Source organism: Halosolutus sp. YCN4, from assembly GCF_059736495.1.
This window is the reverse complement of sequence record NZ_JCASSM010000005.1, coordinates 206,036-230,693: the sequence shown is the minus strand read 5'-3', so window position 1 is coordinate 230,693 and position 24,658 is coordinate 206,036. Positions and strand designations below refer to the sequence as shown.

Sequence of the window (24,658 nt, the reverse complement as noted above, 5' to 3'; positions counted from 1 at the left end):
GGTCATACCGGATACACGAACGGGTGTGGTATAAGTTGTTGCGTTGTCGATTCGTTGGCACGACTCGATCGACGGCGGGGCCCACGCTCGCGGCCCGCACCCCCTGCTATCCCTCTATCGACGATTCGATCGAGACGATCGTCGTCTCCCCGTCGTCCTCGAGGTTTGGCTCGAGCCCGAACGATCGGAGCAGGTCGCAACTCGTTTCGACGTGATCGGTTACCGCCGGCACGCGCACGCGACCGCCGGCGACGGCGAGCAACACCAGTAGCTGGTCGGCCATGTGCCGATCGACCGGTGCGGTACCGCCGAGCCACCGATTCGCCGCGTCGGCGGCGTCCTCACCGACTCGTTCGGCCGGTTTTCCTCGTTCGCCGAGCGCGGAGAACCCGGCCAGCCCGGCCCCGTGATCGACCCGGATCACGATCGCCGACCCTGGACACCGACTCTCCGCCGTCGTCTCGCACCGCTCGCCGATCGCGTCGGGGTCGCCGTCCGACTCCGATCGATCGGCCTCCCCGTCGCGGCCCAGTCGTTCGAGCGCGCCCTCGGCCTGCCGATGGGCCACGTCCCGGTCCGCGAGCGACGCGGCCTCGGTCGAGTAGAGCCGCACGTCCTCGATCGGGCCCCGCTCGGTGAGGTCGATCGGGTCGAGCGTCGAGGGGGCGAGTCGGAGGGTCGCGCGGCCGCCGCCTTCGGGATAGAACCCGCGGCGATCGACCTCGCAGGCGGCGACGATCCCGTACCGCCCCACCAGCGGGAGTTTGACGTGTCGGACGTAGTCGATCGGCGGCGACCACTTCACGTCCGTTCCGCCGGTGGCGGTGACCGACAGCGGCGCGTCGAGTATCGTCGCCAGCGGCAGGAGAGCCTCGAACAGTAGCGTCACGCTTCCTGCGGTCCCGATGTCCGCGGCGTAGGTTCCGCCGGGGAGTCGCCCGCGATCGAGATCGTCACTCGCGGATCCCTCCAGCGCCGGATCGAACTCGATCGTCTCCGACCCGAGTTCCGCGCCCGCGACCTCGGCGTCGCAGATCGCGACCATCGTCTCGAGGACCGCGAGGTGCTGGTGGCGGAGGCCGGGGGTCGGTCGATCGCCCCGGACGTTCTCGATTCGGATCGGTTCGTTCCGGAGGACCGACAGGGCGAGCGCCGAGCGGACGAACTGGCCGCCGGCGATCGAGCCGTCGAGTTCGCGCATGCGGTGCGATACGGGGTCGATCCCCCTCTCGTTGTCGGTAGCCGGCGGACCGAGCGCGCCGCACCGATGGCGTCGGCGCGTCGGAATCCGGCTCACCTTTCCGCTTGTGCAACGTTTTCAACCCTCCGGGAGCGATCCGCCACGAATGCGACTCTGGCGCGATCCGCTCCGACGACGGTGGCTCCTGTGGGCGATTCTGGCTGTCATCTTTCTGGTCGTTAACGTCAACCGGCTCTCCTCCGCGGTGCTCGCCGAGGATCTCATGATCGCGTTCGAGACGACGGGCGCGCAACTGGGCACGCTCCACGCGATGTTCTTCTGGGTGTACGCCGTCATGCAGATTCCGACCGGCATTCTGGCCGATCGCGTCGGCCCACGGCGGACGGCGACGGCGGGCGGAATCGTGATGAATCTCGGGGCGATCTGGTTCGCGCTCGCGGACAGCTACCTCGCGGCGATGGCCGCCCGGGGCCTCGTCGGGCTGGGCGGGAGCGTGATCTTCGTCTGTCTCCTCCGGTTCAGCGCGAGCTGGTACCGGGCCGACGAGTTCGCGACGATGAGCGGCCTGGGCTTTGCCGCCTCCGGGTTCGGGGGCATGCTCGCGACGACCCCGCTGGCGCTCGCCGTCGACGCCGTCGGCTGGCGAGCCGCGATCGGCGGTCTCGGCGTCTGCGGCCTGCTCTTCTCGATCGTCGTCTACCTGTTCGTCCGCGACACGCCGACCGACGCGGGGTTCGACCCGATCGAGGGCGTTCCCGGACAGCCCTCGCTGACCAACGCCGAACTCCGGCGGAACCTGTCGGCCGTCCTCCGCGACCCCTACATCTGGGTCGTCAGCGTCCTGCTGTTCTGTTCGACCGGCGTGAACCTCACTCTATTCGGCCTCTGGGGGGTCCCGTACGTCGTCCAGACCTACGACGTCTCGGTCGCGTACGCCTCGGTGTTCACGCTGCTCGGCGGGATCGGGACCACCGTCGGCCCGCCGACGATCGGCTGGCTCTCCGATCGGCTCGGACGGCGCGTCGAACTCGTCCTCGCGGGGGCCGTCGCGTTCGTCTGCGCGCTGGGCGTGATCGCCGCGACCGGCGATCCGCCGCTGTGGGTCGTCGGCTCGTCGTTCTTCCTCGCGGGGGTGTTGCTCGGCACCTTCGTCCTCACCTACACGATCGTCAAGGAGCGCCACCCGAGCAGCGCCAGCGGCGTCTCGACCGGGACGATCAACGGCGCGGGCTTCTTCGGCGCCGCGATGCTCCCCACCGTGATGGGGTGGGCGCTCGACGCCTACTGGACGGGCGACCTCGTCGGCGGCGTCCGCGTCTACACCGAGACGGGCTACCGGGTCGCGTTCGGGATCGCGACCGTCGCCGGCGCGGTCGCGCTCGCCTGTGCGATCTGGCTCTACCGTCACGAACGGGCGAGCAATAGTAGCAACTGAAACGATTTACACACTGATCGCACAGCCGTCCTGCGATCAGGTGTGCATTGACTTTCAGTTGCTACTATAGCCCGTCGAATCCGGCACCGCGATCGCCGGGATTCGATTGCAGGCTTCGTCGTTATTCGCTTCGACGACCGAGGACCGCCCATGAGTGAATTGACCGATCGACTGGCGATTCTCGTCGTCGCGGCCACCGGCTTGCTCGTGCTGATCGCCGGTTGGGCGGGCGGACTCGTCGAAGCTGTACTGGGAGGGCTGTCCGAGAACCTCGCTCTCGGCGGGCTCTTCGCGATCCTCGCGCTCGTTCTCGGCGGAATCTGGTGGGAGTTCAACCACACCGAAACGGAGTAGCGGAAGCTAACGGTGGGTCGCGGTATCGGAGCGGCTGCCGTGACCAGGGAGCCGCGGGTCAGCCGCCGTGGCCGGGATAGTCCCGCTCGAAGCGCTCCTCGATCTCCGTCTCGTCGATCTCGACGATCACCGGTCGACCGTGCGGACAGGCGTAGGGGTTCTCGCAGTCGTCGAGCGCCTCGAGCAAGTCGACCACCGACCCCTCCGTCAGCGACGTGTTCCCCGTCACCGACGGGTAACACGCGAGGTCGCCGAGGAACTCGTCGGCCAGCGCGTCGATCGTCTCGGCGCCCGACTCGCGATCGCCCTGAACGAACGACGCGAGGACGTCCCGGAGGCCGTCCGGATCGAGTGTCTCGGCGAACACCGCGGGGACCGTCGTCACCGCGACCGTCCGATCGTCGACCCGATCGGCGTAGAAGCCGAGTCGCTCGAGCGCTTCGGTGTAGCTCTCGAACGCCTCCGCCTCGATGGCGGTCAGTTCGAGTTCGACGGGGGAGGCGAGCGCTTGCGCGGCGGGATCGTCCGCGAAAGCGTCCCGGAGCCGTTCGTAGTTGACCCGCTCGTCGGCGGCGTGCTGGTCGATCAGCGCGAGTCCGTCGGGCAGTTCGCAGACGAGGTAGGTGTCGTGGACCTGGCCGAGCACCCGGAGCGGCGGCAAGGTATCGAACGCCGGTTCCGCGCCCGTCGCCGTCTCGCCCGCGAGCGTTCGCTGTTCGGTCGGCCCGTCGAACTTCCGCCCGTGTGCGCGATCGACGGCGTGCGTGCGGTCCGATTCTAGTGCGTGCGACGGCTCCGACCTGGAGTCGGCCTCGTCGTCGACTCCCGTCGAGGAATCGGGGCCAGGGGCCGGGTCCGCCGACTCCACCGGGGATGCGGACGCTGTCTCGTTCGGGCCGGAGGAAGCAGTCGGCTCGCGCGTCGATCGGGACCGTCCCTTGTCCGTCGTCTCCGGTTCCGTCTCGGCCATCGGGTCCGTCTCGTTCGTCCTATCCGCTCCGTGTATCCTGTCCGCCTCGTCCGATACCGGATTCTCGGCCGCGTCCGCCGGCGGGGACGCCCCCGTCTCGCCCGCGGACGATCGCGTCGGTCCGCGATCGATCGCCGGATCGGCGGCTTCGCGATCGGTCGGCGTCTCGGCCGTCCCGCCCGCTCGAGCGGACGATTCGGGGTCGGTCGATCGACTCGCCGTGTCCTCCAGCGTCCCGGGTTCGAGGCGAGCCTCGCCGGGGGCCGATCGGCCGCGCGGGGCCCCCGATCGCAGGAGGCCGTGGTCCAGCAGTGCGCGTTCGACCGCGGCGTCGGCCTGCCGGCGGACGGCGTCGTCGTCGTCGAACCGGACCTCGCGCTTGCGCGGGTGGACGTTCACGTCGACGGCGTCGCCGGGGACCTCGAGGAAGCAGACGACGAACGGGTAGCGATCGCTCCCCAGTTGCGTGCCGTACGCGCCCATGATCCCCTCGCGGATCGCGTCCGAGGTCACGGCGCGGCCGTTGACGTAGGTCGCGACGTACTCCCGACTCGATCGGTTCGTCTCGGGATGCGAGACGAGCCCGGAGACCGACTCGAGCGGCCCCGGCGGGAGGTCGTCGCCGTCGGCCTCGACGGGGATCATGGACGACGCGACCTCGCGGCCGTAGACGGACAGGAGCGCGGCCTGCAGGTCGCCCTGGCCGGTCGTGGCGAACACCTCGCGGCCGTCGTGGGTCAGCGAGACCGCGACGTCGGGGTTGGCCAGCGCGTAGCGCGTGACGACCCGGTTGACGTGGGCGAACTCCGTCGCCGTCGTCTTGAGGAACTTCCGGCGTGCGGGGGTGTTGTAAAAGAGGTCCTCGACGTCGACGATCGTCCCTTCGGGACAGCCGGTCGGCTCGACCAAGACGACGTCGCCGCCCTCGAAGACGAGTTCCGTTCCCGCGTCGTCCCCGTCCCGCGGTCGCGATCGGATCGTCAGGCGGGAGACCGACCCGATCGTGTGCAGGGCCTCGCCGCGAAAGCCAAGCGTCCCGACGCCGGACTCGAGGTCCTCGAGGCCGTCGATCTTGCTGGTCGTGTGCTGGCGGACGGCCGCGCGGACGTCCGCCTCGGTCATCCCGCGGCCGTCGTCGGCGACCCGGATCAGTTCCGTGCCGCCCTCCTCGACGGTGACGTCGACGCTATCGGCACCCGCGTCGAGGCTGTTCTCGACGAGTTCCTTCACCGCGCTGGCTGGTCGCTCGACGACCTCGCCGGCGGCGATCCGGGCGACGGTGTCCTCGTCTAGCTGGTGAATCTCGGTTTCGTCCGCTGGTACGCTGGTATCCTCGCTCATGAGTGGTACTGGGGCGTGATCGGGGATCGGGCGCGCCGATCGCGCGGATCGGTTCGTTACTCCATAGCCAAAGCGGCTGGTTAGGTCTTACGCGTGTTTGCCGACGCGGTTGCGACATAGAACGAAAAACCGGCTCGACCAGTGGCCGGAGGGAAAACCAGGGCTGTCCGAGCAGAACCTATTCGAGGCCGAGATCGACGTTGAACGAGTTTCCCGGCCGCGGAACGCCTTTCGCGGTCACCGTCTCGCCGTTCATGAACGAGGCGGCGGGACTGAGGAGGAACTGGACGATATCGGCGATCTCCTCGCTGTGGCCGATCCGCCGATCGGTCTCGTCCCGATCGGGCATCTGCTCGCTCCGGATGCCCAGCGTCTCAGCGACGCCGGGGGTCTGGATCAGGCCGGGGGCGACGCAGTTGACGCGGATGCCGTCGTCGGCCCACTCGACGGCCAGCGTCTCGGTCAGGCGGATGATCGCCGCTTTGGACGCGCCGTAGTGGCTCTCGTTCGGGGCCGGGTGCTGGCCGTTGACGCTCGAGAGGTTGACGATCGCGCCGCCGTCGCCCTCGCGCATCACCTCGCCCGCGAGTTGCGTGCAGTGGACCGTGCTGTTCAGATTGAGGTCGACGATCGAGTTCCAGCCGTTCTCCGAGATGTCCTCGAACGGCGCGACGAACTCCCCGCCGGCGTTGTTCACGAGCGCGTCGACGTCGCCGAACTCCTCGACGGTGCGATCGACGAGGGTCTGGACCTGGTCGCGCTCGCGGACGTTGCACTCGACGGCGAGCGCCTCGCCCGCGTTCTCGGCGTCGTTGATCTCCTCTGCGACCGGGCCGACCCGGTCGATCGATCGCGAACAGATCGCGACGTTCGCGCCGCTCGCCGCGAGCGTCTCGGCAATCGTGCGTCCGATACCCTGGCTCGCACCCGTGACGATCGCGGTCTGGCCTTCCACGCCGAAGTCCGGTTCGTGCATGGTGGGGACTGGCGTGCTATGACGCCATAGAATTTCCGGTGGAAGCTAAAAACTGTCGTACTCCGTACGCCGTTCGAGAACAAAGCGATTCAGGTGAACGATTCACACTAATCCGTGGGGGTGTCGCGTCGATCGGACGGTTCGTTCACTCCGCGAGCGTCACGGCCATTTCGTTCCGGCGCATGAACGGCGGCGTCCACGGATCGTTGTACTGGAGCAGGACGGGGTCATCCCGAGGTTCGAGCCCTCGATCGTCGAGTTCCGCGAGTAGCGCGGCGCGCGCTCGTTCGACCCGATCGGCCGTCGCGTACCAGGAGAACCGGTAGGCGGCGACCGTCCGCGAGGGTTCGAGGACGAGGTGCACGTCGGGGTCGATCGGCCTGGGTGCGGATTCGAGCGTGTACTCCGGCGGGAGGAAGAACCCCATCGTCACCGCCTCGTCCGTTCGCTCGGTCCGGACGGGTGCGATCATCGCGACCGACTCGCCGTCGCGACGGTTCGACTGGCCCGGCGCGGGCGGCGAGCGGGTGCGGCCGCTCGTAGTCACGGGTACCGTCATGGATATCTCGTCGTTCGCACCGTTGTCGCCGCAGATGTACCGGAAGAGTCGTCGAAACGCCGTCCGCTCGTCCGGTGCCGTCGTCTCGATCAGGACCGTCGCCGGATACCGTCGGCGTTCGAACGCCCCGTCGCGATCGAGCGTCTCGGACGGGACGCGTTCGGTCGTCGTGATCACGTACAGCCCCCAGCCGATCCAGGCCGCGAGGAGTCCGCCGACGACCGATGCGAGCGCAGTCACTCGTTTGCGCATACGTCGTCTACGATCCCGAGCGGCAAAAGCACGACAGGCGTCCGCGTTCGCGAACCCGATCGTACTCCGGGCAGATCGCGGTGCCGGTGTCGGCGACCGGCAGTCCCCTTATTCCTCCAGGTTGTCCTGCCACTCCTGGACTTTCGCGATCAGTTCGATCGGCGGCGTCGTATTCACGTCGATCGATTCGATCTCCTCGAGCACCCGCTCGGTCTCGGGGTCGATCGCGTCCCCGGATTCGTCGGCGGGACGCTCGCTTCCGGAAGACCGTCGGGCTTCCGAGGATCGCCTCGTTTCACTCGGCTCACCGCCGTCGGCGTTGGCCGGGCCCCGGAACTGGCCGCTCGAGACGTCGAACACCGTCTGGACGGGTTCGTTCGAGCCGCCGCCTTTGGCCTCGATCGCCTTCTCCTCGCGCAGTCGATCGAGCACGTCCTGGGCCCGATCGACGACGGGGTCGGGGACGCCCGCGAGGTCGGCGACGTGGATCCCGTAGGAGCGATCGGTGGGGCCGTCGCGGACGGTCCGCAGGAAGGTGACGTCGCCGTCGCGTTCGTCCGCCGCGACGTGGACGTTCGCGACGCGGGGGAGGTTCTCTGCCAGCCCGGTCAGTTCGTGGTAGTGGGTTGCAAAGAGCGTCTTCGCCTGCACCTCGTTGTGCAGGTACTCCGTCGCGGCCCAGGCGATCGAGATGCCGTCGTAGGTCGCGGTCCCGCGGCCGACTTCGTCGAGGATCACCAGCGAGTCCTCGGTCGCCGTGTGGAGGATGTTCGAGAGTTCGCTCATCTCGACCATGAACGTCGATCGGCCCTGCGCGAGTTCGTCAAGCGCGCCGACGCGGGTGAAGATGCCGTCGACGAGACCGATCTCGGCGTCTTTCGCGGGGACGAAACTGCCGATCTGGGCCAGCAGGACGATCGCAGCGACCTGTCGCATGTAGGTCGACTTCCCGGACATGTTGGGCCCCGTCACGACCAGGAAGCCCCGGTCCTGGTCTGCGCGCCCGCTGGCGCGTTCTCGGCCGCCGGCCGTAGCCGCCGGCCCCAGGCGCACGTCGTTCGGGACGAACTCCGTCGTCTGCTCAACGACCGGGTGGCGCCCCTGCTCGATGTCGAGTCGATCGCCCCGGTGCAGGTCGGGTTCGACCCAGTGGTTCTCGGCCGCGTGTGTCGCGAGGCTCGCGAGCACGTCGATCGTCGCGAGCGTCCGCCCGACGTCCTGCAGGAGTTCGGCGCGATCGGCGACCGTCTCACGGAGGTCCTCGAAGAGGTCGTACTCGAGGTCGCCGCGGCGCTCCTCCAGGCGGAGGATCTCCCGCTCTTTGTCCTCGAGTTCGTCGGTCGTGAACCGCTTCGAGTTCTTCAGCGTCTTGATCTCCTCGTAGTGGTCCGGGACGCCGTCGGCGGCGGACTTGCCCACCTGGATGTAGTAGCCGTCGGTCTTGTTCCGATCGACGGTCACGTGCGAGAGGCCGTACTGGCACTTCTCGCGCTCGGCGAGGGTGTCGAGCCACTCCCTGAGTTCCTCGTGGCGCTCGATCACCCCGTCGAGTTCCTCGTCGTAGCCCCGTCTGAAGAGTTCGCCCTGGGTCACCGTCGACGGCGGGTCCTCGGCGATCGCGTCCGTGAGCGTCGCCCGTACCTCGTCGGCGGCCTCGCGATCGGGCCGATCGACGATCCCCGAGAGCGGCGAGTCGGCCAGTTCCGGCGTCGACGCGACGATCTCGGCGATCGCGGGGAGCACGGCCAGCGTCTCGCCGACCGACTGCAGGTCCCGCGCGTCGGCGCTCCCGTGGGTGGCCTTCGAGGCCAGGCGTTCGAGGTCGGCGGCCTCGCCGAGGGTCTCCTGCAGTTCGTCTCGGGCCAGCGCCGCCGACGAGAGCGCGGCGACCGACTCCTGGCGCCGTTCGAGGGTCTCGAGCGAGCGGCGGGGCCGACAGAGCCACTCCTTCAGGAGTCGCCGGCCCGCGCTCGTCTCGGTGTGGTCGATCGTCGCGAACAGCGAGCCCTCGCTGTCGCCCTGCATGGTCTCGGTCAGTTCGAGGTTGCGCTGGGTCGTCGCGTCCAGCGTCACGTGATCGTCGCCGTGGTGGGCCTGGATGCGCGTCATCGAGGCCAGCACCCCCGCGCCGGTCTCCTCGACGTACGACAGGATCGCGCCGGCGGCCGCGATCGTCGCCTCGCCGACCGGGAGTCGATCGACGGTCTCGCGGCCGAACTGCTCGCGGGTCGCGTGGGCGGCCCGCTTGGGTGCGAAGGCCTCCGTCTCGTGGAGCGTCAGCGTCGCGTCCCCCCGTTCGCGGATCTCGGTGAGGAGGTCGTCGGCCGATCGGACCGCGGGACCCGGCAGCACTTCGACGGGGTCGAACCGGTACAGTTCCGTCAGCGCCTCGTCGGCGTCGGCAGCGTCGGCGACGAGAAAGCGGCCGGTGGTGATGTCCGCGAACGCAAGTCCGTAGCCGGCGTCGTCGGCGTCCACGGCGCTCCCGTCGACGACGGCCGCGAGGTACTGAGCGTCGGTGTCGGTCGTCTCGAGTAGCGTCCCGGGCGTGACGACGCGGACGATCTCGCGTGCGTGACCCGAGTCGGTTTCGTACTGGTCGGCGACGGCCACTCGGTAGCCGCGCTCGACGAGCGCCTTGAGGTAGGGCGTGAGGTCGTCGACCGGAACGCCGGCCATCGGGTACGACGACCCGTGGGACGATTTCTGCGAGACTTTCAGGTCCAGTTCGTCGGCGACGATTTCGGCGTCCTCCGCGAAGAACTCGTAGAAGTCACCACACTGCATCGTCAGCACGTCGGCGTCGGTCTCCTCCTTGAGCGAGAGAAACTCCCCGACGATGCCCGTCGCCTCGGTCATGTGCGGTGACTGGCGGGCCACGACAAAAACCCTGCGGGATCCGCGGTGAAAGTGATCGCGCCGGGACGGTGTTCGTCTATGTGGCATCGGCTGTGACACTCTTCGAGGCGGTCGTACGGGGTTCTATTACCCTCGCCGTCGTACCTCCTTCGACCCGCCTACAATGGCTCGCCCCCGTGACCACCGTGTGCTCGTCCCGATCGACGTCCTGGGCGGCGAAAGCGTATCCCAGACGGTCATCGACGCGTTCGCGTCGGTTCCGGTCGTCCTGCTCGGCTACCGAGAGATTCCCGACCAGACCGGGACGGACCAGGCACGCGAGCAGTACGAGGACCGTGCCCGCGCCGAACTCGAGGAACTCGAACGCGTGTTCGAGGAGGCCGGCTGTCTCGACGTCACGTCCAGACTCGTCTTCACGCACGATCGGCTCAAGACGTTCGAACGCGTCGCCGTCGAGGCCGAGTGCGACGCGGTCTTGCTGCTCAATCCCGCACCGGTTCTCGAATCGGTGCTCGTCGCCGTCCGCGGCGACGTTAACCTCGAGTACATCGCCCGGTTCCTCGGGGCACTGGTGGACGGCACCGACCTCACGGTGACGTACTTCCACGTCGTCTCCGACGAAGCCGATCGGGACCGTGGCACCGATCTCCTCGACGATGCGGTCGACGCGCTTGCCGATACCGGCGTCGATCGCGGCCGAATCGACACCTCGCTCGTCGTCGACGGCTCGCCGACCGGGGAGATCCTCGACGCCGCGAGCGAGCACGACATGCTCGTCGTCGGCGAGAGCCGCCCCTCTGTCCGTCGGTTCATCTTCCGCGATCGGGCGGAGACGCTCGCCCGCGATACGGTCGATCCGGTGCTCGTGATTCGGGGGGAGTACCTCGAACAGGACGACGAAGCTGACGGCGGGTGATCGGCACCCCGAGGTCCATCACGTCTCGTCGTCGCGTGCCGACCGATCGGGTGCGTCGTCGGTCGACCGATCGGCGGCCCCCTCAGCGTCGTCCTCCTGCCGTCGAACGACGAGTACCGGCCCGACGGAGCCGGCGGCGACGCGGTCGGCTTCCTCGCCGAAGACGAGCGATCGGAGCGACGGGGCCCGTTCGCCCATCACGACGGCGTCGTGGTCGGCCGCGGCGTCGATGAGCGCCTCGAACGGCGGTTCGTCGGTCGCGAGTTCGGTCCGGACGTCGATCCCGCCTTCGGCGAGTGACGCGGCGGCGACCTCGAGCAGTTCCCGGCCGCTCTCCTCGTCGTCGGTCGCGAGGAAGAGCGTCGCCCCGATCTCTCGGTCACCGATCAGGTCGGCGACGAACGAGACGATCCGCTCGACGGCGACGTCCCCCGTCAGCGCCACGAGGAGGCGATCGACGGGGCCGGTCGCGCCCGTGATCGCGTAGCCGTCCGCTCCCGTCTCCGCGGCGACCCGATCGATCGTCTGTTCCTGATCGTGGGTGAACACCAGCCGGTAGTCGGCGGTCCCCTCTGCCGCCCCGACCTCCGTCGCGAGGTCCTCGAGCGCGTCGATGGCGCGCGCTTCGTACTGTACCCGGGCCTGGTCCGGTGGCGTCTGCTCGGGCACCACGTGATAGCCCAGCACGGTCACGTTCATCGGCTCGAGCAGCGACGCTAGCCCGGCCGAGATCGATTCACCCTCCAGTATCGCCAGTGGAACGAGTATTCGTGTCATAGTGCCCCCTTCAGGTCGATGTCCCGAGCGTAGTAGGCGTACCACCCGGCGGTCGCGACGACGATTCCGGCGCCGACGTACCGCGACGCCGGCTGCATGAACGCGATCAGCGCGAAGCTGGCGAGCGCGCCGAGGGCCGGCACGAGGGGGTAGCCGGGCACCCGAAAGTCGGGATCGTACCACTCCGGCTCGTCCCGGCGCAGCGCGATCAACGCGACGCAGATCAGCCCGTACATGAGCAGGTGCAGGAACGAGGCGACCTCCGCGAGCAACTCGACGCGACCGGTCGCGGTCAGCACGAGGATCGGGCCCCCGGCCATCCCGAGCGCGACGTGCGGGGTGCCGTAGCGGAGGTTGATCCGACTCGCGTCCCGCGGCAACAGGGCGTCCCGCGAGACGGCGTAGATGGCGCGCGACGTGCTGAGGACCGACGCGTTGGCGCTCGACATCGTCGCGAGCAACCCGCCGAAGACGATCGCGAACGCTCCGATCGAACCGAGGTAGTGGCGGCCGACCTCGACCATCGCCGTCTCGCCGAACTCGGCGAGCGTCTCGCTCCCGAACGCGCTCGTCGCGACGAATATCGTGACCACGTAGAGGACGCCGACAACGAGTACGGAACCGACCATCGCCAGCGGCAGGTTCCGGCCGGGCTCTTTCATCTCCCCCGCGACGGTCGCCACCTGCGCGAAGCCGAGGTACGAGGTGAACACGAGCGCGGCCGTCGTGACCACGGGCAGCGCACCGAAGGGGGCGAACTGCTCCGGCGCCGCCGGCTCACCGACCAGCCCGATCGCGTCGAGTCCGCCGTACCCGAGGAACGCGATCAGGATCGACAGCAACAGCGCGACGATCCCGTTCTGGAGTTTCGCCGCGTTCTCCGTCCCCGTGACGTTCAGGACGGTAAACCCCGCGCCGAACAGGACCGCGATCGGGATGACCAGTCGATCGCCGACCGTGATCCCGAGTTCGGCGAGCGTGTCGACGGCGTAGTAGCCGAAGCCGACGAGGTAGAAGGCCGTCGCGAACACCAGTCCGAACCACAGCGAGAGGCCGACGACGGTCCCGGCGAGCGTCCCCAGGCCCCGGGAGATGTAGTAGTAGCCGCCCCCGCTTCTCGGCATCGCCGTCGCGAGTTCGGAGGTCGGCAACGCGACCAGCAGGGCGACGACCGCGCCGATCGCGAACGAACCGGCCGCGGCCGGACCCGCGTTGCCCGCCGCCAGCCCGGGAAAGACGAAGATCCCCGCGCCGATCATCGTTCCGATTCCGATCGCGAGGCCGCCCGTGAGGCCGAGCGTCCGCTCCAGTTCGGACTCGTCGGTGATCGTCGCTTCGTCCGTCTCGACGGTCGATTCGACGAGAGGCGATTCGCCGTCGACGTTCGTCCCGTCGTTTCGAACTGCCGACTCGCCGCTCATAGGTGGACTCTCTCGTACCGCCAGTTAGGTCTACCGCGTCTTTCCACGCGCATCGATCGGCCGTCGATCCGGGTACCGGTCGATCGGCATCCGCGTCGGCCGGAGCGTCGATCGATCCCGGACCGCGATCGCCACCGGGGCCGGTCTCGCGGTCAGGAACAGTCGATCGTTTCCGCGATCTCGATGACGGGTTCGGCGACGTCCGGACTCGAGACCTCGTAACTCAGACCGCCGCAGTTCCAGAAGACGCTCTCGATCCGGCCGTCACGATAGAACCCCTCGTGCCCGTTGACCTCGACGGGGTCGAGGACGTCCTCGTTGAACCGCGGTTCGTCGCGGACGCTCACGTAGAGTTCCCGTTCGGTCCACTCGGGATCGAGGTACCACAGGGTCGTGGTCGTGCGCGCCTCCGTCTCGACTACCGTGACCCGATCGAGTTCGTACGGCTCCGGGATGTCGGGGTCGGGGAGGTCGTACGGGGCGACGGCTTCGGCGGCCGACGGCGAGTCGTAGATCCCCTCCGGGACGAGTCCATCCACGGTCACGTCGGCGTCGGCCGGCGGCTCGTACGCGAACGTGTCGTCGTCGAGGTCGCCGTCGATCGTCACCTCCTCGAAGGCGGCGGTCAGGCTGTGGAGTTCGGTCTCCCCGGTCGTGACCACGTTCCGTTCCTTGATCGGGTACCGCGCCTCGTCGGCGATGTAGATCGTCCGGATCACCTCGGCGTCCTCGAGTTCCTCCGGTGGAACGTCTTTCACCGGGATGACGTACTCCGTATCCCCGACGAGGATGTCGATCGAGACGTCGACGTCTGCGTCCGCGGGCGGTGCGACTTCGATCACGCGGGTCTCCCGTCCGGCGACGGTTTCGGTCCCCTCGTACGTGAGACAGCACTCCTCGAGGAAGTTCTCGAGGACGAGCCGAACACTATCGGTGAACACCCGGTGCGGGTGGTGTTGCTTCTCGGCCTCGTTCGCCTCCGGATCGTACTGCCACGTGAGCGGTCGGGTCGTCACCGAGACGTCTCCCGGCGATACCGTGGCGTTCGTCGCGTCGAGAACTTCGATCCGCTGTTTCGCCGGCGGCCGCTCGTAGATGCGTTCGGTTCGCTCCATCCCGCCGCCGTCTGACTCGGGAGTGACGGCGGTGATGGTTCGACGCCCCGCGATCGAGTCGATGTCCTTGCGCGTCTCGATCGCGTCGCGAATCAGGGCCTCGGGGTCGGGCTCAGAATCGACGCTGCGCTCGACCGTGGTCGAACAGCCGGCGAGCGAAACGGCCGCACCGATCGCGAGTAGCCGACGGCGGTTCATGACGGGTGATATTCACGATGTCTTATAAGTTAGTTGTTTTTACAACCGGCAGCGGTGCAGGCTAAACGGGATACGACCGGGTCGATCGGGGCGTTCAGAACAGGAGGCCACCGAGCGGTACGTCCGCCTCGGGTTCGACGAGGACCGGATACGCGTCTTCGTCGGGGACGCCGACGGTCAGCGCCTCGGATTCGAAGCCGGCGATCCGGACCGAGCCGAGGTTCGTCGCGCACAGCACCTGCCGGCCCTCGAGGTCCGCGGGGTCGTAGTGGTGATCTAGCTGGGCGGCGGACTGGATCTCGCCGTGTTCGTCGCCCAGGTCGATCCAGAGCTTCGTCATCTTCGGCTTGTTCGCCTCCGGGAACGACTCGGCCTCGAGCACTTCGCCCACGCGGATCTCGACGTCGAACGGATTCTCGACCATGTTCCTCGGTATCGATTGCGGCGGGAAAGATCGTTCGGGTGGCGGCGAGTTAGTCGAGCAGACCGTCGGCCAGCAGCGACAGGCTCTCGTCACCCTCGGCCGCCGCGTCGGGGATCGCGAGCATGAACGTCTCGATCCCGACGTCGACGTACTCGCCGAGCCGATCGCGCACTTCCGTCGGCGTCCCCGTCGGCGCCGACTCGACGTAGCCCGAGAGGAAGAATTCGCGGGGGTCGCTCGGTTCGTCGGGCAGGTACTCGGCCCTGAACCGCTCCCGTTTCTCCGCGGCCGCGTCGGTCGTCTCGCCGACGAAGACGAACAGTTCCGCGGACTTGTCGATCGCTTCGAACCGCTTCGCGTCGCAGTAGCCGCTCAACACGTCGAGTTTCTCCGCGAATCCCTCGGGGTCGAGGGTGCCGTAGTTCCAGCCGTCGGCCAGTTCGGCGGTGTACCGGAGGGTGAACTCCTCCCCGCCGCCGCCCACCCAGATCGGCGGGTGCGGATCCTGCACCGGTCCGGGCTCGCAAAACGCGTCCACGAGGTCGACGTCGAGGTACTCGCCGTCGTGGCTGTACGTCTCGTTCGTCCACAGTCCCCGCAGGATTTCGATCGTCTCGGCGAGGCGCCGGATGCGCTTCGCCGGGGGGTCCCGGAACTCGTACCCGAAGCGCTCGTACTCGTCGGCGTACCACCCCGCGCCGAGGCCGAGGTCGAGTCGCCCGTCGCTGACGCGATCGACCGTCGTCGCCATCTTGGCCAGCAGCGCCGGCTGTCGGTACGACTGGCTGGTGACCAGCGTGCCGACGCGGACCCGATCGGTCGCCTCGGCGATCGCGGCGAGGGTCGTCCAGCACTCGTGTGCGCCGCGACGTGGGTCGCCGATCCACGACTGGAAGTGGTCCTCGAGCCACACCGCGTCGTAGCCGAGCGCCTCCGCCTCGATCGCGACGTCGCGGACCGTTCCGATATCGGTGCCGTACTGGGGGAGAATAACGCCGACGTCGGCGTCGATCCCGCTCATTCGTCTGCCGCCTCCGTCACGGAGTGGTTGACCGCGCCGGGGCCCCGGCCGACGTCGTAGTGGTGCTCGATTGCCCACGCGAGGAAGTCGGTCGCCCCCTCGACGGCGGCCTCGAGGTCCTCCCCGCGGGCCAGTCGGGACGCGATCGCGGCCGCGAGCGTACACCCGGAGCCGTGGGTCGCGTCGGTGTCGACGCGCTCGTGTTCGAACGTCGTCGCGCCGTCGGCCGTCACGAGCACGTCTCGGACGGTGTCGCCGGGGACGTGCCCGCCCTTGACGAGCGCGGCGTCGGCACCCGTCTCGCGGAGCCTCTCTCCCGCCTCGCGCGCGCTCGATCGGTCCTCGACCGCGACGTCGGTCAGGACCGCGGCCTCGTCGGCGTTTGGGGTGACGACCGCCGCCTCGGCGAACAGGTCCTCGTAGGCCCGTTCGGCGTCCGGTTCGAGGAGTCGATCGCCCGACGTCGCGACCATCACGGGGTCCACCACCAGCGGGAAGTCGAAGTCGGCCGCGTAGTCGGCCACCGTTTCGACGATTTCGGTCGTCGCGAGCATCCCGGTCTTGGCCGCGCCGACGGCGAAGTCGTCGGTGACCGCATCGATCTGCGCTGCGACCTCCTCGACCGGCAGCACGAACGAGGACTCGACGCCGCGCGTGTGCTGGGCGGTGACGGCGGTGATCGCCGACGTACCGAAGACCTCGTGGGTCGCCATCGTCGCGAGGTCGGCCTGGATCCCGGCCCCGCCGCCGGAGTCGCTGCCGGCGATCGTCAGCGCCACGGGACGCGATTCGGGTACTGGCGTCTTCATGGGTAGACGTATTCATGCGTTATACAAAGCGGTGGTGGTCCGGTCGCGGACCGACGCTGTGCGCTCGGACGGGATCGCGACTGCGTCGATCGCCGCAGTAGGTTCAAGTCGTCGTAGTGCGATCGTCTCCCCGTGACCGATCGCGACCCCGACGTCGAACCCGTTCCAGGGACCGACGACATCTACCGCGTCGACGGCCGGATGTTCCACCAGGCCGGCCAGCTCGCCGTCTACGTGCTCGACACGCCGAAGCCGGCGGTGATCGACACCGGGACGGCGGACACCACGCCGGCCGAAGTGCTCGCCGCGCTGGACGAACTCGGCATCGATCGCGAGGACGTCGCGCACCTCGTCCCGACGCACGTCCACCTCGATCACGCGGGCGGAACGGGCGAACTGGCGGCCGCGTGTCCGAACGCGACGGTCCACTGCCACGAGCGCGGGGTCGACTTTCTCACCGACCCGGATCTGCTCGAGAAGCTGAAACGCGGCGTCGAGAAGGCCATCGGCATGCCTGAACCCTACGGCGACCCAGATCTCGTCCCCGTCGATCGGGCGCGGGCGATCGCCGACGGCGACGCGATCGACCTCGGCGATCGATCGCTCTCGGTCCACGACGCACCGGGCCACGCCCCCCACCAGGCCGCGTTCTTCGACGGGACGACGGGCGTACTGTTCACCGCCGACGCGGCGGGCATGCTGTTCGACGGGGAGCTCTACCCGACGACGCAACCGCCCAGTTTCGACCTCGAGGACGCCGTGGCGACCGTCGAGCGACTACAGAGCCTCGACCCCGCGGTCAACTGCTACCCGCATTTCGGGGTCGCCACCGACGCGATGGCTCGCCTCGAGACCTACGAGCGCATGCTCCCGGAGTGGGTCGCGGCCGTCGAGGGGGCCGCAGCCGTCGTCGACGATCCGGACGATCCGATCGCGATCGCCAACGAACTCCGATCGGAGTGGGCCAGTGTGGGACTCGAGGGCGACGTCGCTGGCGTGCTGAAGTACCTGAAAGAGTCGTAGCGAAGGCGCACCCGTTGCGGAGACCGTTAGTCGTCCGCGAGTTCGGCGTAGGCCGCCCACGACGGATCGACGCTCGGGTGTTCGAGCGGGTCGCCGTCGACGAGCACCTCGCCGTCGGCGTCCGCGTCTCGATCGGCGCGCCCGATCTCGGCGGCGACCGTCCCTCGTTCCTCAAGCGCGGCGAGGACGTCGTCCACGCCGCCGGGATCGACCGCGATCAGGAGCGATCCGCAACTGGTCGCCGCCCAGGGGTCCATCTCGAGGTGGTCGCACACCTCGCGGACGCCGGGGCGCATCGGCACCGCCTCGCGATCGATCGCGAACCGGGCCCCGGCACCGTCGGCCATCTCGTTGAGCGCGCCGGCGAGGCCGCCCTCGGTGACGTCGTGCATGGCCGTCACGGGACCGGCCGCCGCCGCGGTGAGGGCGTCGCGGACGGCGTACACCTCGTCCAGCCGGTCCTGGGCGGCCGCGAGGACGTCCGCGGGAAGGTCGATCTGGTCGGGAAAGAGCGTACTCAGGAGGCCCACGGCCTCGACGGCTGGGCCGGTCGTCAGCACGAGTCGATCGCCATCGCGGGCCCCGTCGGGGCGGACGATCGCGTCGTGGTCGCCCACGCCCATCGCGGTCGCTGCGCCGACCCACGGGTACGACGGGTCCGAGTAGCGGGCGGTGTGGCCCGTGACGATCGCCACGCCGAGGTCGGTACACTCGGCGTCGATCGTCTCCCAGACCGTCGCGAACTCCGCGTCGGTCATCGTCTCGGGGAGGGTAAAACAGATCGAGAGGTGCGAGGGGGCCACGCCGCTGACGGCCACGTCCGCGAGGATGAGGTCCAGCGCGAACCGCGCCGCCCGCTCGAATCCCAACTGGGGCAGGATCGATACCGGATCGGTCGCGGTCACCAGCGCCCGCCCGCCGACGTCGAGGACGCCGAAGTCGACGCCGTGGCTGGGACCGAGGGAGACGTCGTTGCGATCCGCGCCGAGGTTCGGCGCGACGTGGCGATCGAAGAAGGCCCGATCGATCTTGCCGAGGTCGCTCACGGGTGAGGGTTCCGAGCGGACGGGCTTAGCCGTGCTGATGTTCACCGACGGCGATGGGTCGCCGAGCGGCCTTGGGACCCCGTCACCCCGGCGAGCGCCTCGCTCACAGTTCGCGCGTGTAGATCACGGTCGGGTACGCTTCGCCCGCGATTTCGAAGTCGGCCGATCCAGTCCGTTCGAATCCGCGAGCGCGGTAGAACCGGTGGCCGACGTCGTTCCCGTCCAGCATCTCGAGTTTTACGCGTTCGATGGTCTCGGGAAGCCGATCGAGGCCGCGCTCGAGGAGTGCCGTCCCGAGTCCCTCGCCCCAGTAGGCGGGTTCGACGTAAATCTCCTTGAGTCCGGCCTCGTTCTCGCCGACGAACGGTTTGGTCTCCGTCCATCGAAAATAGCTGTATCCGCGGACCTCTCCGTCGGTTTCTGCCACGAAGATGCCGTCCCGATCGGCGCGCAGCGCCGCGGCCAGTTCCCGAACCCGTTCTTTTGTCGGGTCGGGATCCCGGTGTGCGAGCACCTCGTCGGGGAGCAAGTCCTCGTAGGCCTCTCGCCACGCCAGCACGTTGACTCGGCTGATCGCGCGTGCATCCTGTTCCCCGTCGAAGGGGCGGAGTTCCATACCCGCACGTCATGGCAATCGACCAATAGCTTTCCGGTGGTGTGACACGCGTTCGAACGATGATCGATCGCGAACGACGCCGACCGGGTCAAACGCGTCGGCCTGGAATCGGACGGCCCTTTACGATCGCCCGTCGTACCGTCGGCCATGCACGGAACTGGAGTGCCGATCGCCACGCCGTTCGACGAGTCGGGATCGATCGACGACGCCGCGCTGACCGACCTGGTCGGCTGGCTCGAGGACGCCGGGATCGACTTCCTCGTCCCCTGTGGCTCGACGGGCGAAGCGCCGCTGCTGACGCCCGACGAGCGCGTGCGGATCGTCGAAACCGTCGCCGCGGCGACCGAACTCCCGGTGGTCGCGGGGACGGGTCACGAGGGGTTCGAACCGACGCTCGAGACGACCGAGCGCGCCGCGGATGCGGGGGCCGACGCGGCGCTCGTCGTCACGCCGTCGTACTACGGCTCGGACGACGAGGATCTGGGCGCCTACTACCGCGATCTGGCCGACGCCTCGCCGATCCCGATCTACCTCTACAGCGTCCCCAAGTTCACCGATCACGCCCTCTCGCCGGACGCGGCGGCGGCGCTCGCGTCCCACGACAACGTCGCTGGCATCAAGGACTCCAGCGGGAGCCTCGAATCGCTACAGCGACTCGTCCGCCTGACCCGGGGCGAGGAGTTCTCGGTCCTGGTCGGGAGCGGCAGCGCCTACGCGGCCGGCCTCGCGGCCGGTGCCGACGGCGGCGTGCTCGCCGTGGCGAACGTCGCACCCGAAGTCGCGAGTTCGATTTACCGCGCCCATCGCGACGATCGGTCCGCGGCGGCGCGAGCGCACAACGCCGACCTGGTCGAACTCAACCGGGCCGTCACGTCCCGCTACGGCGTGCCCGGCGTGAAGGCCGCGCTCGCGATCCGCGATCGGCCCGTCGGTTCCCCGCGGCGGCCGCTTCGCCCGCTCGACGATGACGCCGTTGCCGACCTCGAATCGCTCCTCGCGGAGACGATCGACCGGTAGCCGGTCGCCAGCCCCTGAATCCTTCTCGCGGAGGCGATCGCCCGATTGCCAGCCGCGGTCCCGAATCGATCGCTCGATCCGCTCTCGATCGCCCTTGTAACCGATTCTGGTTGTTTCCATAGAAAACGAAATCGATATCCGTTTCTGAAAACGGTAAAGGGTGCTCCGCCCATAGCGGTGGACAGATGGCCTACTCGTCCCGTCTGGCGTCCGGTACCGAGTTCGAATTCTCGACGTCGGAACTGACGGGTGCGCTAGGTGATTCGGTTACGGTTCTCCCCCTGCTGGTGGCGCTCGCCGCGACGACGTCCGTCTCGCTCCCGCACGTCCTCGTCGGTTTCGGCGTCTTCCAGATCGTCTGGGGGCTCTACTACGGACTGCCGCTCTCCGTCGAGCCCATGAAGGCGCTGGTCGGGCTGGCGATCGTCGGCTCGCTCTCCTATCCCGAACTGGCCGCCGCGGGCCTGCTGGCGGGCGGCGTCCTGCTCGCGAGCGGCCGCCTCGGCCTCGTCGATCGGCTCCAGCGGATCGTCGGCGAACCCGTGGTCCGCGGCGTTCAGTTCGCCGTCGCCTTGCTGTTGCTCGAGGCGGCGATCGGGCTCTCGCTGGGGAACGTGCCGGTCGCGGCGGCGGGACTGGCGATCGTCGCGGTGCTCGCGGTCGCGGGCTACCGGCAGTCGAGCGTGCTGGTCGTCCTCGGATTCGGGGGCGTCGCCGCGGTCGCGACGGCCGGCGTTCCGACGCCGACCCTTCCGCAGGCGACGCTCTTCCCCGCGGGGACGCCGACGTTCAGCGGGGCCGCGGTCGAGGGCACCGTCGCCCAACTCGGGATGACGATCGGCAACGCCGCGATCGCGACGGCGCTGCTCTGTGGCGACCTCTACGGCCGGGACGTCTCGGCCGACGACCTCTCGACGAGCATGGGCGTCACCTGCCTCGCCGCGGTCCCGATCGGGGGTATCCCGATGTGCCACGGGAGCGGCGGCCTCGCGGGCAAGTACGCCTTCGGCGCGCGAACCGGCGGCGCGAACGTCCTGCTCGGCGCGGGCTACCTCGCGCTCGCGCTCATCGCGGGCGGAGCGCTCCTCGCGGCGTTCCCGCTCGCGCTGCTCGGGGTCCTGCTCGTCGTCGTCGCGCTCGAACTCGGTCGCGCGGCCCTCGATCCCGTCAGCGGCGTGCGATCGCTGGCGATCGTGGCCGGCGTCGGCCTCGTCGGCGTCGCCGTCAACGTCGGCGTCGCGTTCGTGCTCGGCGCCGCGGCGTTCCGGCTGCTCGATCGATAGGCGGCTCAATTACGAGAACGAAGCGAGACGTGCGTTCTTTTCACCCTGCAGGTCCAATCGCCACCGATGACCGCGAGCTGGAGCGACCTGTTCGATCGGAGCCGCGAGTACGACGTGGACCTCGATGCCGTCCGCGAGACGTACGCCGACCAGGAGGCCGAAAGCGATGACTGAGGGACCGAACCCAGCCCGCGTCGTCGCCGGTGCGGACGTGCTGGCGGCCGACCTGCTCGTCGGGGGTGCGGCCCGCGAGGCGCTCGATCACGTTCGCCGCCACTCCTGGATCGACCTCGTCGCGAGCGATCCGCTCCTCGATCGGACCGAACGCCTCGTCGCGTCGCTGGCCGATCCGGACCTCGCGGCCGATCACCGGGACCGACTCGCGGCCGATCGGGTCGCGGTCGAGCATCCACCGGAGGACCACCCCGCGCTGGCGTCGGCCTACCAGGGCCGGGCCGCACACCTGCTCTCCTACGACGAGCGCCTCGGGTCGGCGAAGGCCGGCCTGACCCTCCAGCCCCGCGTCTCCGTCAGCGTTCGGCCGCCGGACGCGTTCGCCCGACTGTTCGATCCCGAGAGCCTCTACGAGGCCGTCGAGGGCGGCGCGTATCCGGGACCCGATCGGGACCCGCGGGCCTGACCGGCACCGTTACTCGCCCGGTTTTCGCGCTTCGATCCGCGCGGAGACGATCGGCAGGTCGTCGGTCCACTCGCCCTCGACGGTGAGCGAGACGTCGACGAAGCCCGCGTTGTCGAGCCAGCGTTTCATCTCGTCGGCGGTCGCCGCGCCGCCCACGCAAGCGGTGACGGCCTCGGTGTCCTCCCTGATCTCGACCGGGAGCGGTTCGGACGCGACGAGATCCGAGATCGCGAGCGTGCCGCCGGGTCGAAGCACCCGGAACGCCTCCGCGAGCACCCGCGGCTTCTCGGGCGAGAGGTTGACGACGCAGTTCGAGATGATCGCGTCGACCGCCTCGTCCGCGACCGGGAGGTGTTCGATCTCGCCGAGGCGGAACTCGACGTTCTCGAGGTCGCTCTCGCGGGCGTTCGCCCGGGCCGTCTCGATCATCTCCGGTGTCATGTCGACGCCGATCGCCCGTCCCTCGGGACCGACCTCCCGGGCCGCGAGGAAGCAGTCGAACCCGCCGCCGGAGCCGAGATCGAGCACCGTCTCGCCGGCCTCGAGGTTCGAGATCGCGACGGGGTTTCCACAGCCCAGTCCGAGGTTCGCGTCGTCGGGTGCGTCCGCGAGGTCGGCCGCGTCGTAGCCGATCGAGCGGGCCCGATCGGCGGCCGTCCCGTCGGCCTCGGTGCCGATTTCGTCCGTGCCACAGCAGTCGTCACCCGTGGCGCAGCAGTCGCCGTCGGTGTTCGCGATCGATCCGTACTCCTCGCGGACGGTCGATCGGCGGGTCGTCGGGTCGGTCTCGGTCGGGTCGTGGTCTGTCAGTGTGTCGTCTGTCATCGTGGTGGTGTCCGTGTGCCGTTCGTCGCCGGTACAGGGTCGCCGTCAGCCGTCGTCCGGGACGTCGACGGCCGCGCCGACGTCGAGCAGTTCGAAGACCGCGGTGTCGGCGATCCGGTAGTACGTCCATCGCCCCTTCTTTCGGCTCTTGACCAGGCCGGCGTCGCGGAGCGTCCGGAGGTGCGTCGCCACCGTCGACTGCGGCGCGTCGAGGACGACCTGCAACTCGCAGACGCAGCGCTCGCCGTCGCGGAGTGCTTCGAGGATTTGGACCCGGTGATCGTTCGCCAGCGCGCCGAACACTGCCGTTTGCGTTTCGACTCGCTCCGCGTCCGATCGCAACCCTTCGAGATCCGCGACGGGATCCTCGACCTCGTCGCGCAGTTGCTCGACCGTGCAACAGGCGTCCGCGAGGTAGTCATCGTCCGACGCCATATCGATCATTCCCGATCTGGGGTTTCGTCGCTGCGCAGCTGTTCGCCATCTTATGGCCTCACGAACCATATCGTGTTACTTCGATATAAGTCCAGGGTTGAGTATCACGTACTCGCTACGGGCCACCCAGCGGCTAGTATCGGTAGGATTCTGCAGTAGGTATATCGATGAAACCCGATATCACTCGTGACGATCGGCGTACCACTCTACGAACTCGGCCAGCGCCCGACCCCGGTGTGAGATCGCGTTCTTCTCCTCGGTGCTCATCTCGGCCATCGTCTGCCCGTTGTACTCGAAAATCGGATCGTAGCCGAACCCGCCCTCGCCGCGTGGCGGGACGAGCGTGCCGGCGACTGATCCCGTGAAGGTCTCGACGCCGACGGCTGGCGAGTCGCTCGCCGCGTCGCCCGAGGCTCGTGGCACCTCGCTCCCGGCGTACGCCAGCACCGTTCGGAATCGCGCGCGACGGTTCTCTTCCCCTTCCGCCAGTCGCCAGAGCCGATCGACCCCGACCGTCTCCTCGACGTAGGCCGAGTACGGCCCCGGAAAGCCCCCGAGCGCGTCGACGAACAGGCCCGCGTCGTCGACGAGGACCGGTTCCTCGCCGCCGAGAGCCTCGAACGCCTCGCGCGCGCCGTGGGCCGCGATGTCCGCGAGCGAGTCGCTCTGGATCTCGGTGTAGTCGAACTCGACCTGTTCGACGTCGTCGATCCCGTCGAGGTACTCGCGCGCTTCCCTGACCTTGCCCTCGTTCCCCGTGACGAATCGGATGGTCATGTAGGAGTGGCCGGCCGGCGGTGGCAAAATCCCGTCGGTTGTCCCCGTACGCTTCCGACACCGATCGTGAGGCGACGAGCGCAAGTTCGTGCCCCGCCAACCCTGGGTCAGGATGCCCGCTCACGATCGGATCCACGCGAGACGACCCACCCACGACGTCGAGCGGTGGTCGATCGGCACGATCGAACGGGTCGACGAGCGGGACGGCCACTGCGTGGTCGCCGTCCGGACCGAGACCGGTGAGACGATCGACCTCGTCGTCACGCTCGCGGTCCGGGATCTGGTCCTGCGCCGGCTGGACATCGACCCGGACGAGTCCCCGATCGGCGAGCGGGTCTGGTACCGCAAACACGGCGGCCGGGCGTAGG

23 protein-coding genes and 1 pseudogene are annotated in these 24,658 nt (G+C 68.8%); 8 read left to right on the top strand and 16 right to left on the bottom strand.

Translation table 11 applies throughout. The features are described from left to right. Positions 1-106: 106 nt before the first annotated feature. A complete protein-coding gene (rtcA, locus tag AC6I6X_RS18845; protein ID WP_497932097.1) occupies positions 107-1,201 on the bottom strand; it encodes an RNA 3'-terminal phosphate cyclase in 1,095 nt (364 codons plus the stop codon). 145 nt (positions 1,202-1,346) lie between these two features. Here rtcA and AC6I6X_RS18840 point away from each other — a divergent pair, with 145 nt between their 5' ends. Both AC6I6X_RS18840 and AC6I6X_RS18835 read left to right on the top strand, forming a co-directional pair. Then, entirely contained in the window at positions 1,347-2,636 is a 1,290-nt protein-coding gene (locus AC6I6X_RS18840; RefSeq protein ID WP_497932096.1) for an MFS transporter, read from the top strand. A 150-nt stretch (positions 2,637-2,786) separates the two neighbouring features. Further along, entirely contained in the window at positions 2,787-2,990 is a 204-nt protein-coding gene (locus AC6I6X_RS18835) for a hypothetical protein (RefSeq protein ID WP_497932095.1), read from the top strand. Between the two features lie 58 nt (positions 2,991-3,048). On the opposite strand, the gene mutL is transcribed toward AC6I6X_RS18835, so the two are convergent. The 4 genes from mutL to mutS form a co-directional block, all read right to left on the bottom strand. Further along, entirely contained in the window at positions 3,049-5,301 is a 2,253-nt protein-coding gene (gene mutL, locus AC6I6X_RS18830) for a DNA mismatch repair endonuclease MutL (protein WP_497932094.1), read from the bottom strand. Positions 5,302-5,479: 178 nt separating this feature from the next. Continuing rightward, positions 5,480-6,277, bottom strand: a complete 798-nt coding sequence (locus tag AC6I6X_RS18825) for an SDR family NAD(P)-dependent oxidoreductase (RefSeq protein WP_497932093.1) — start codon at positions 6,275-6,277, stop codon at positions 5,480-5,482. A gap of 145 nt (positions 6,278-6,422) precedes the next feature. Next, a complete protein-coding gene (locus tag AC6I6X_RS18820) occupies positions 6,423-7,088 on the bottom strand; it encodes an SOUL family heme-binding protein (RefSeq protein ID WP_497932092.1) in 666 nt (221 codons plus the stop codon). A 108-nt stretch (positions 7,089-7,196) separates the two neighbouring features. Beyond that, positions 7,197-9,947, bottom strand: a complete 2,751-nt coding sequence (gene mutS / locus AC6I6X_RS18815; protein ID WP_497932091.1) for a DNA mismatch repair protein MutS — start codon at positions 9,945-9,947, stop codon at positions 7,197-7,199. A 163-nt stretch (positions 9,948-10,110) separates the two neighbouring features. On the opposite strand from mutS, the gene AC6I6X_RS18810 reads away from it, so the two are divergent. Next, positions 10,111-10,863, top strand: a complete 753-nt coding sequence (locus AC6I6X_RS18810; RefSeq protein WP_497932090.1) for a universal stress protein — start codon at positions 10,111-10,113, stop codon at positions 10,861-10,863. 18 nt (positions 10,864-10,881) lie between these two features. Here the strand turns inward: AC6I6X_RS18810 and AC6I6X_RS18805 are convergent, their stop codons facing one another. The 6 genes and pseudogenes from AC6I6X_RS18805 to thiD form a co-directional block, all read right to left on the bottom strand. Beyond that, positions 10,882-11,640 carry a universal stress protein gene (locus AC6I6X_RS18805; protein ID WP_497932089.1) on the bottom strand — a complete coding sequence of 253 codons (759 nt, stop codon included), beginning with the start codon at positions 11,638-11,640 and terminating at the stop codon, positions 10,882-10,884. After that, positions 11,637-13,061 (bottom strand): APC family permease, encoded by a 1,425-nt coding sequence (locus AC6I6X_RS18800; RefSeq protein ID WP_497932088.1) that lies wholly within the window; start codon positions 13,059-13,061, stop codon positions 11,637-11,639. The genes AC6I6X_RS18805 and AC6I6X_RS18800 overlap by 4 nt, the downstream gene beginning before the upstream one ends. Before the next feature lie 152 nt (positions 13,062-13,213). Beyond that, positions 13,214-14,374, bottom strand: a complete 1,161-nt coding sequence (locus tag AC6I6X_RS18795; protein ID WP_497932087.1) for a LolA family protein — start codon at positions 14,372-14,374, stop codon at positions 13,214-13,216. Positions 14,375-14,468: 94 nt separating this feature from the next. Beyond that, on the bottom strand, positions 14,469-14,798 hold the full coding sequence (locus AC6I6X_RS18790) for a tRNA-binding protein (RefSeq protein WP_497932086.1): 330 nt from the start codon (positions 14,796-14,798) through the stop codon (positions 14,469-14,471). Between the two features lie 49 nt (positions 14,799-14,847). Further along, positions 14,848-15,819, bottom strand: a complete 972-nt coding sequence (locus tag AC6I6X_RS18785; protein ID WP_497932085.1) for an LLM class flavin-dependent oxidoreductase — start codon at positions 15,817-15,819, stop codon at positions 14,848-14,850. A gap of 17 nt (positions 15,820-15,836) precedes the next feature. Beyond that, positions 15,837-16,628 (bottom strand): annotated as a pseudogene (thiD, locus tag AC6I6X_RS18780) (bifunctional hydroxymethylpyrimidine kinase/phosphomethylpyrimidine kinase); the annotation flags it as partial. 132 nt (positions 16,629-16,760) lie between these two features. Here thiD and AC6I6X_RS18775 point away from each other — a divergent pair. After that, positions 16,761-17,651 carry an MBL fold metallo-hydrolase gene (locus tag AC6I6X_RS18775; protein ID WP_497932084.1) on the top strand — a complete coding sequence of 297 codons (891 nt, stop codon included), beginning with the start codon at positions 16,761-16,763 and terminating at the stop codon, positions 17,649-17,651. A gap of 26 nt (positions 17,652-17,677) precedes the next feature. Here AC6I6X_RS18775 and AC6I6X_RS18770 read toward each other — a convergent pair whose 3' ends face one another. Both AC6I6X_RS18770 and AC6I6X_RS18765 read right to left on the bottom strand, forming a co-directional pair. Then, complete coding sequence (locus AC6I6X_RS18770) at positions 17,678-18,697, bottom strand: AIR synthase family protein (protein ID WP_497932083.1); 1,020 nt, start codon at positions 18,695-18,697, stop codon at positions 17,678-17,680. 103 nt (positions 18,698-18,800) lie between these two features. Beyond that, on the bottom strand, positions 18,801-19,313 hold the full coding sequence (locus tag AC6I6X_RS18765) for a GNAT family N-acetyltransferase (RefSeq protein WP_497932082.1): 513 nt from the start codon (positions 19,311-19,313) through the stop codon (positions 18,801-18,803). Positions 19,314-19,460: 147 nt separating this feature from the next. Here AC6I6X_RS18765 and AC6I6X_RS18760 point away from each other — a divergent pair, with 147 nt between their 5' ends. From AC6I6X_RS18760 to AC6I6X_RS18750, 3 genes are all read left to right on the top strand, one after another. Beyond that, positions 19,461-20,330 (top strand): dihydrodipicolinate synthase family protein, encoded by an 870-nt coding sequence (locus tag AC6I6X_RS18760; protein WP_497932081.1) that lies wholly within the window; start codon positions 19,461-19,463, stop codon positions 20,328-20,330. Positions 20,331-20,515: 185 nt separating this feature from the next. Further along, positions 20,516-21,613: a putative sulfate/molybdate transporter gene (locus AC6I6X_RS18755; protein ID WP_497932080.1), complete on the top strand. Its 1,098-nt coding sequence runs from the start codon at positions 20,516-20,518 to the stop codon at positions 21,611-21,613. A 166-nt stretch (positions 21,614-21,779) separates the two neighbouring features. After that, the gene (locus AC6I6X_RS18750; protein ID WP_497932079.1) at positions 21,780-22,253 is read left to right on the top strand and encodes a DUF7384 family protein; all 474 of its coding nucleotides are present in this window, start codon (positions 21,780-21,782) and stop codon (positions 22,251-22,253) included. A gap of 9 nt (positions 22,254-22,262) precedes the next feature. Here the strand turns inward: AC6I6X_RS18750 and arsM are convergent, their stop codons facing one another. From arsM to rdgB, 3 genes are all read right to left on the bottom strand, one after another. Next, positions 22,263-23,078 carry an arsenite methyltransferase gene (gene arsM / locus AC6I6X_RS18745; protein WP_497932078.1) on the bottom strand — a complete coding sequence of 272 codons (816 nt, stop codon included), beginning with the start codon at positions 23,076-23,078 and terminating at the stop codon, positions 22,263-22,265. A 45-nt stretch (positions 23,079-23,123) separates the two neighbouring features. Then, on the bottom strand, positions 23,124-23,513 hold the full coding sequence (locus AC6I6X_RS18740; protein ID WP_497932077.1) for an ArsR/SmtB family transcription factor: 390 nt from the start codon (positions 23,511-23,513) through the stop codon (positions 23,124-23,126). A gap of 180 nt (positions 23,514-23,693) precedes the next feature. After that, positions 23,694-24,290, bottom strand: coding sequence for an RdgB/HAM1 family non-canonical purine NTP pyrophosphatase (gene rdgB / locus AC6I6X_RS18735; protein WP_497932076.1), 597 nt, complete (start codon positions 24,288-24,290; stop codon positions 23,694-23,696). A gap of 112 nt (positions 24,291-24,402) precedes the next feature. On the opposite strand from rdgB, the gene AC6I6X_RS18730 reads away from it, so the two are divergent. Beyond that, on the top strand, positions 24,403-24,657 hold the full coding sequence (locus AC6I6X_RS18730) for a DUF7861 family protein (protein WP_497932075.1): 255 nt from the start codon (positions 24,403-24,405) through the stop codon (positions 24,655-24,657). Position 24,658: the final 1 nt, after the last annotated feature.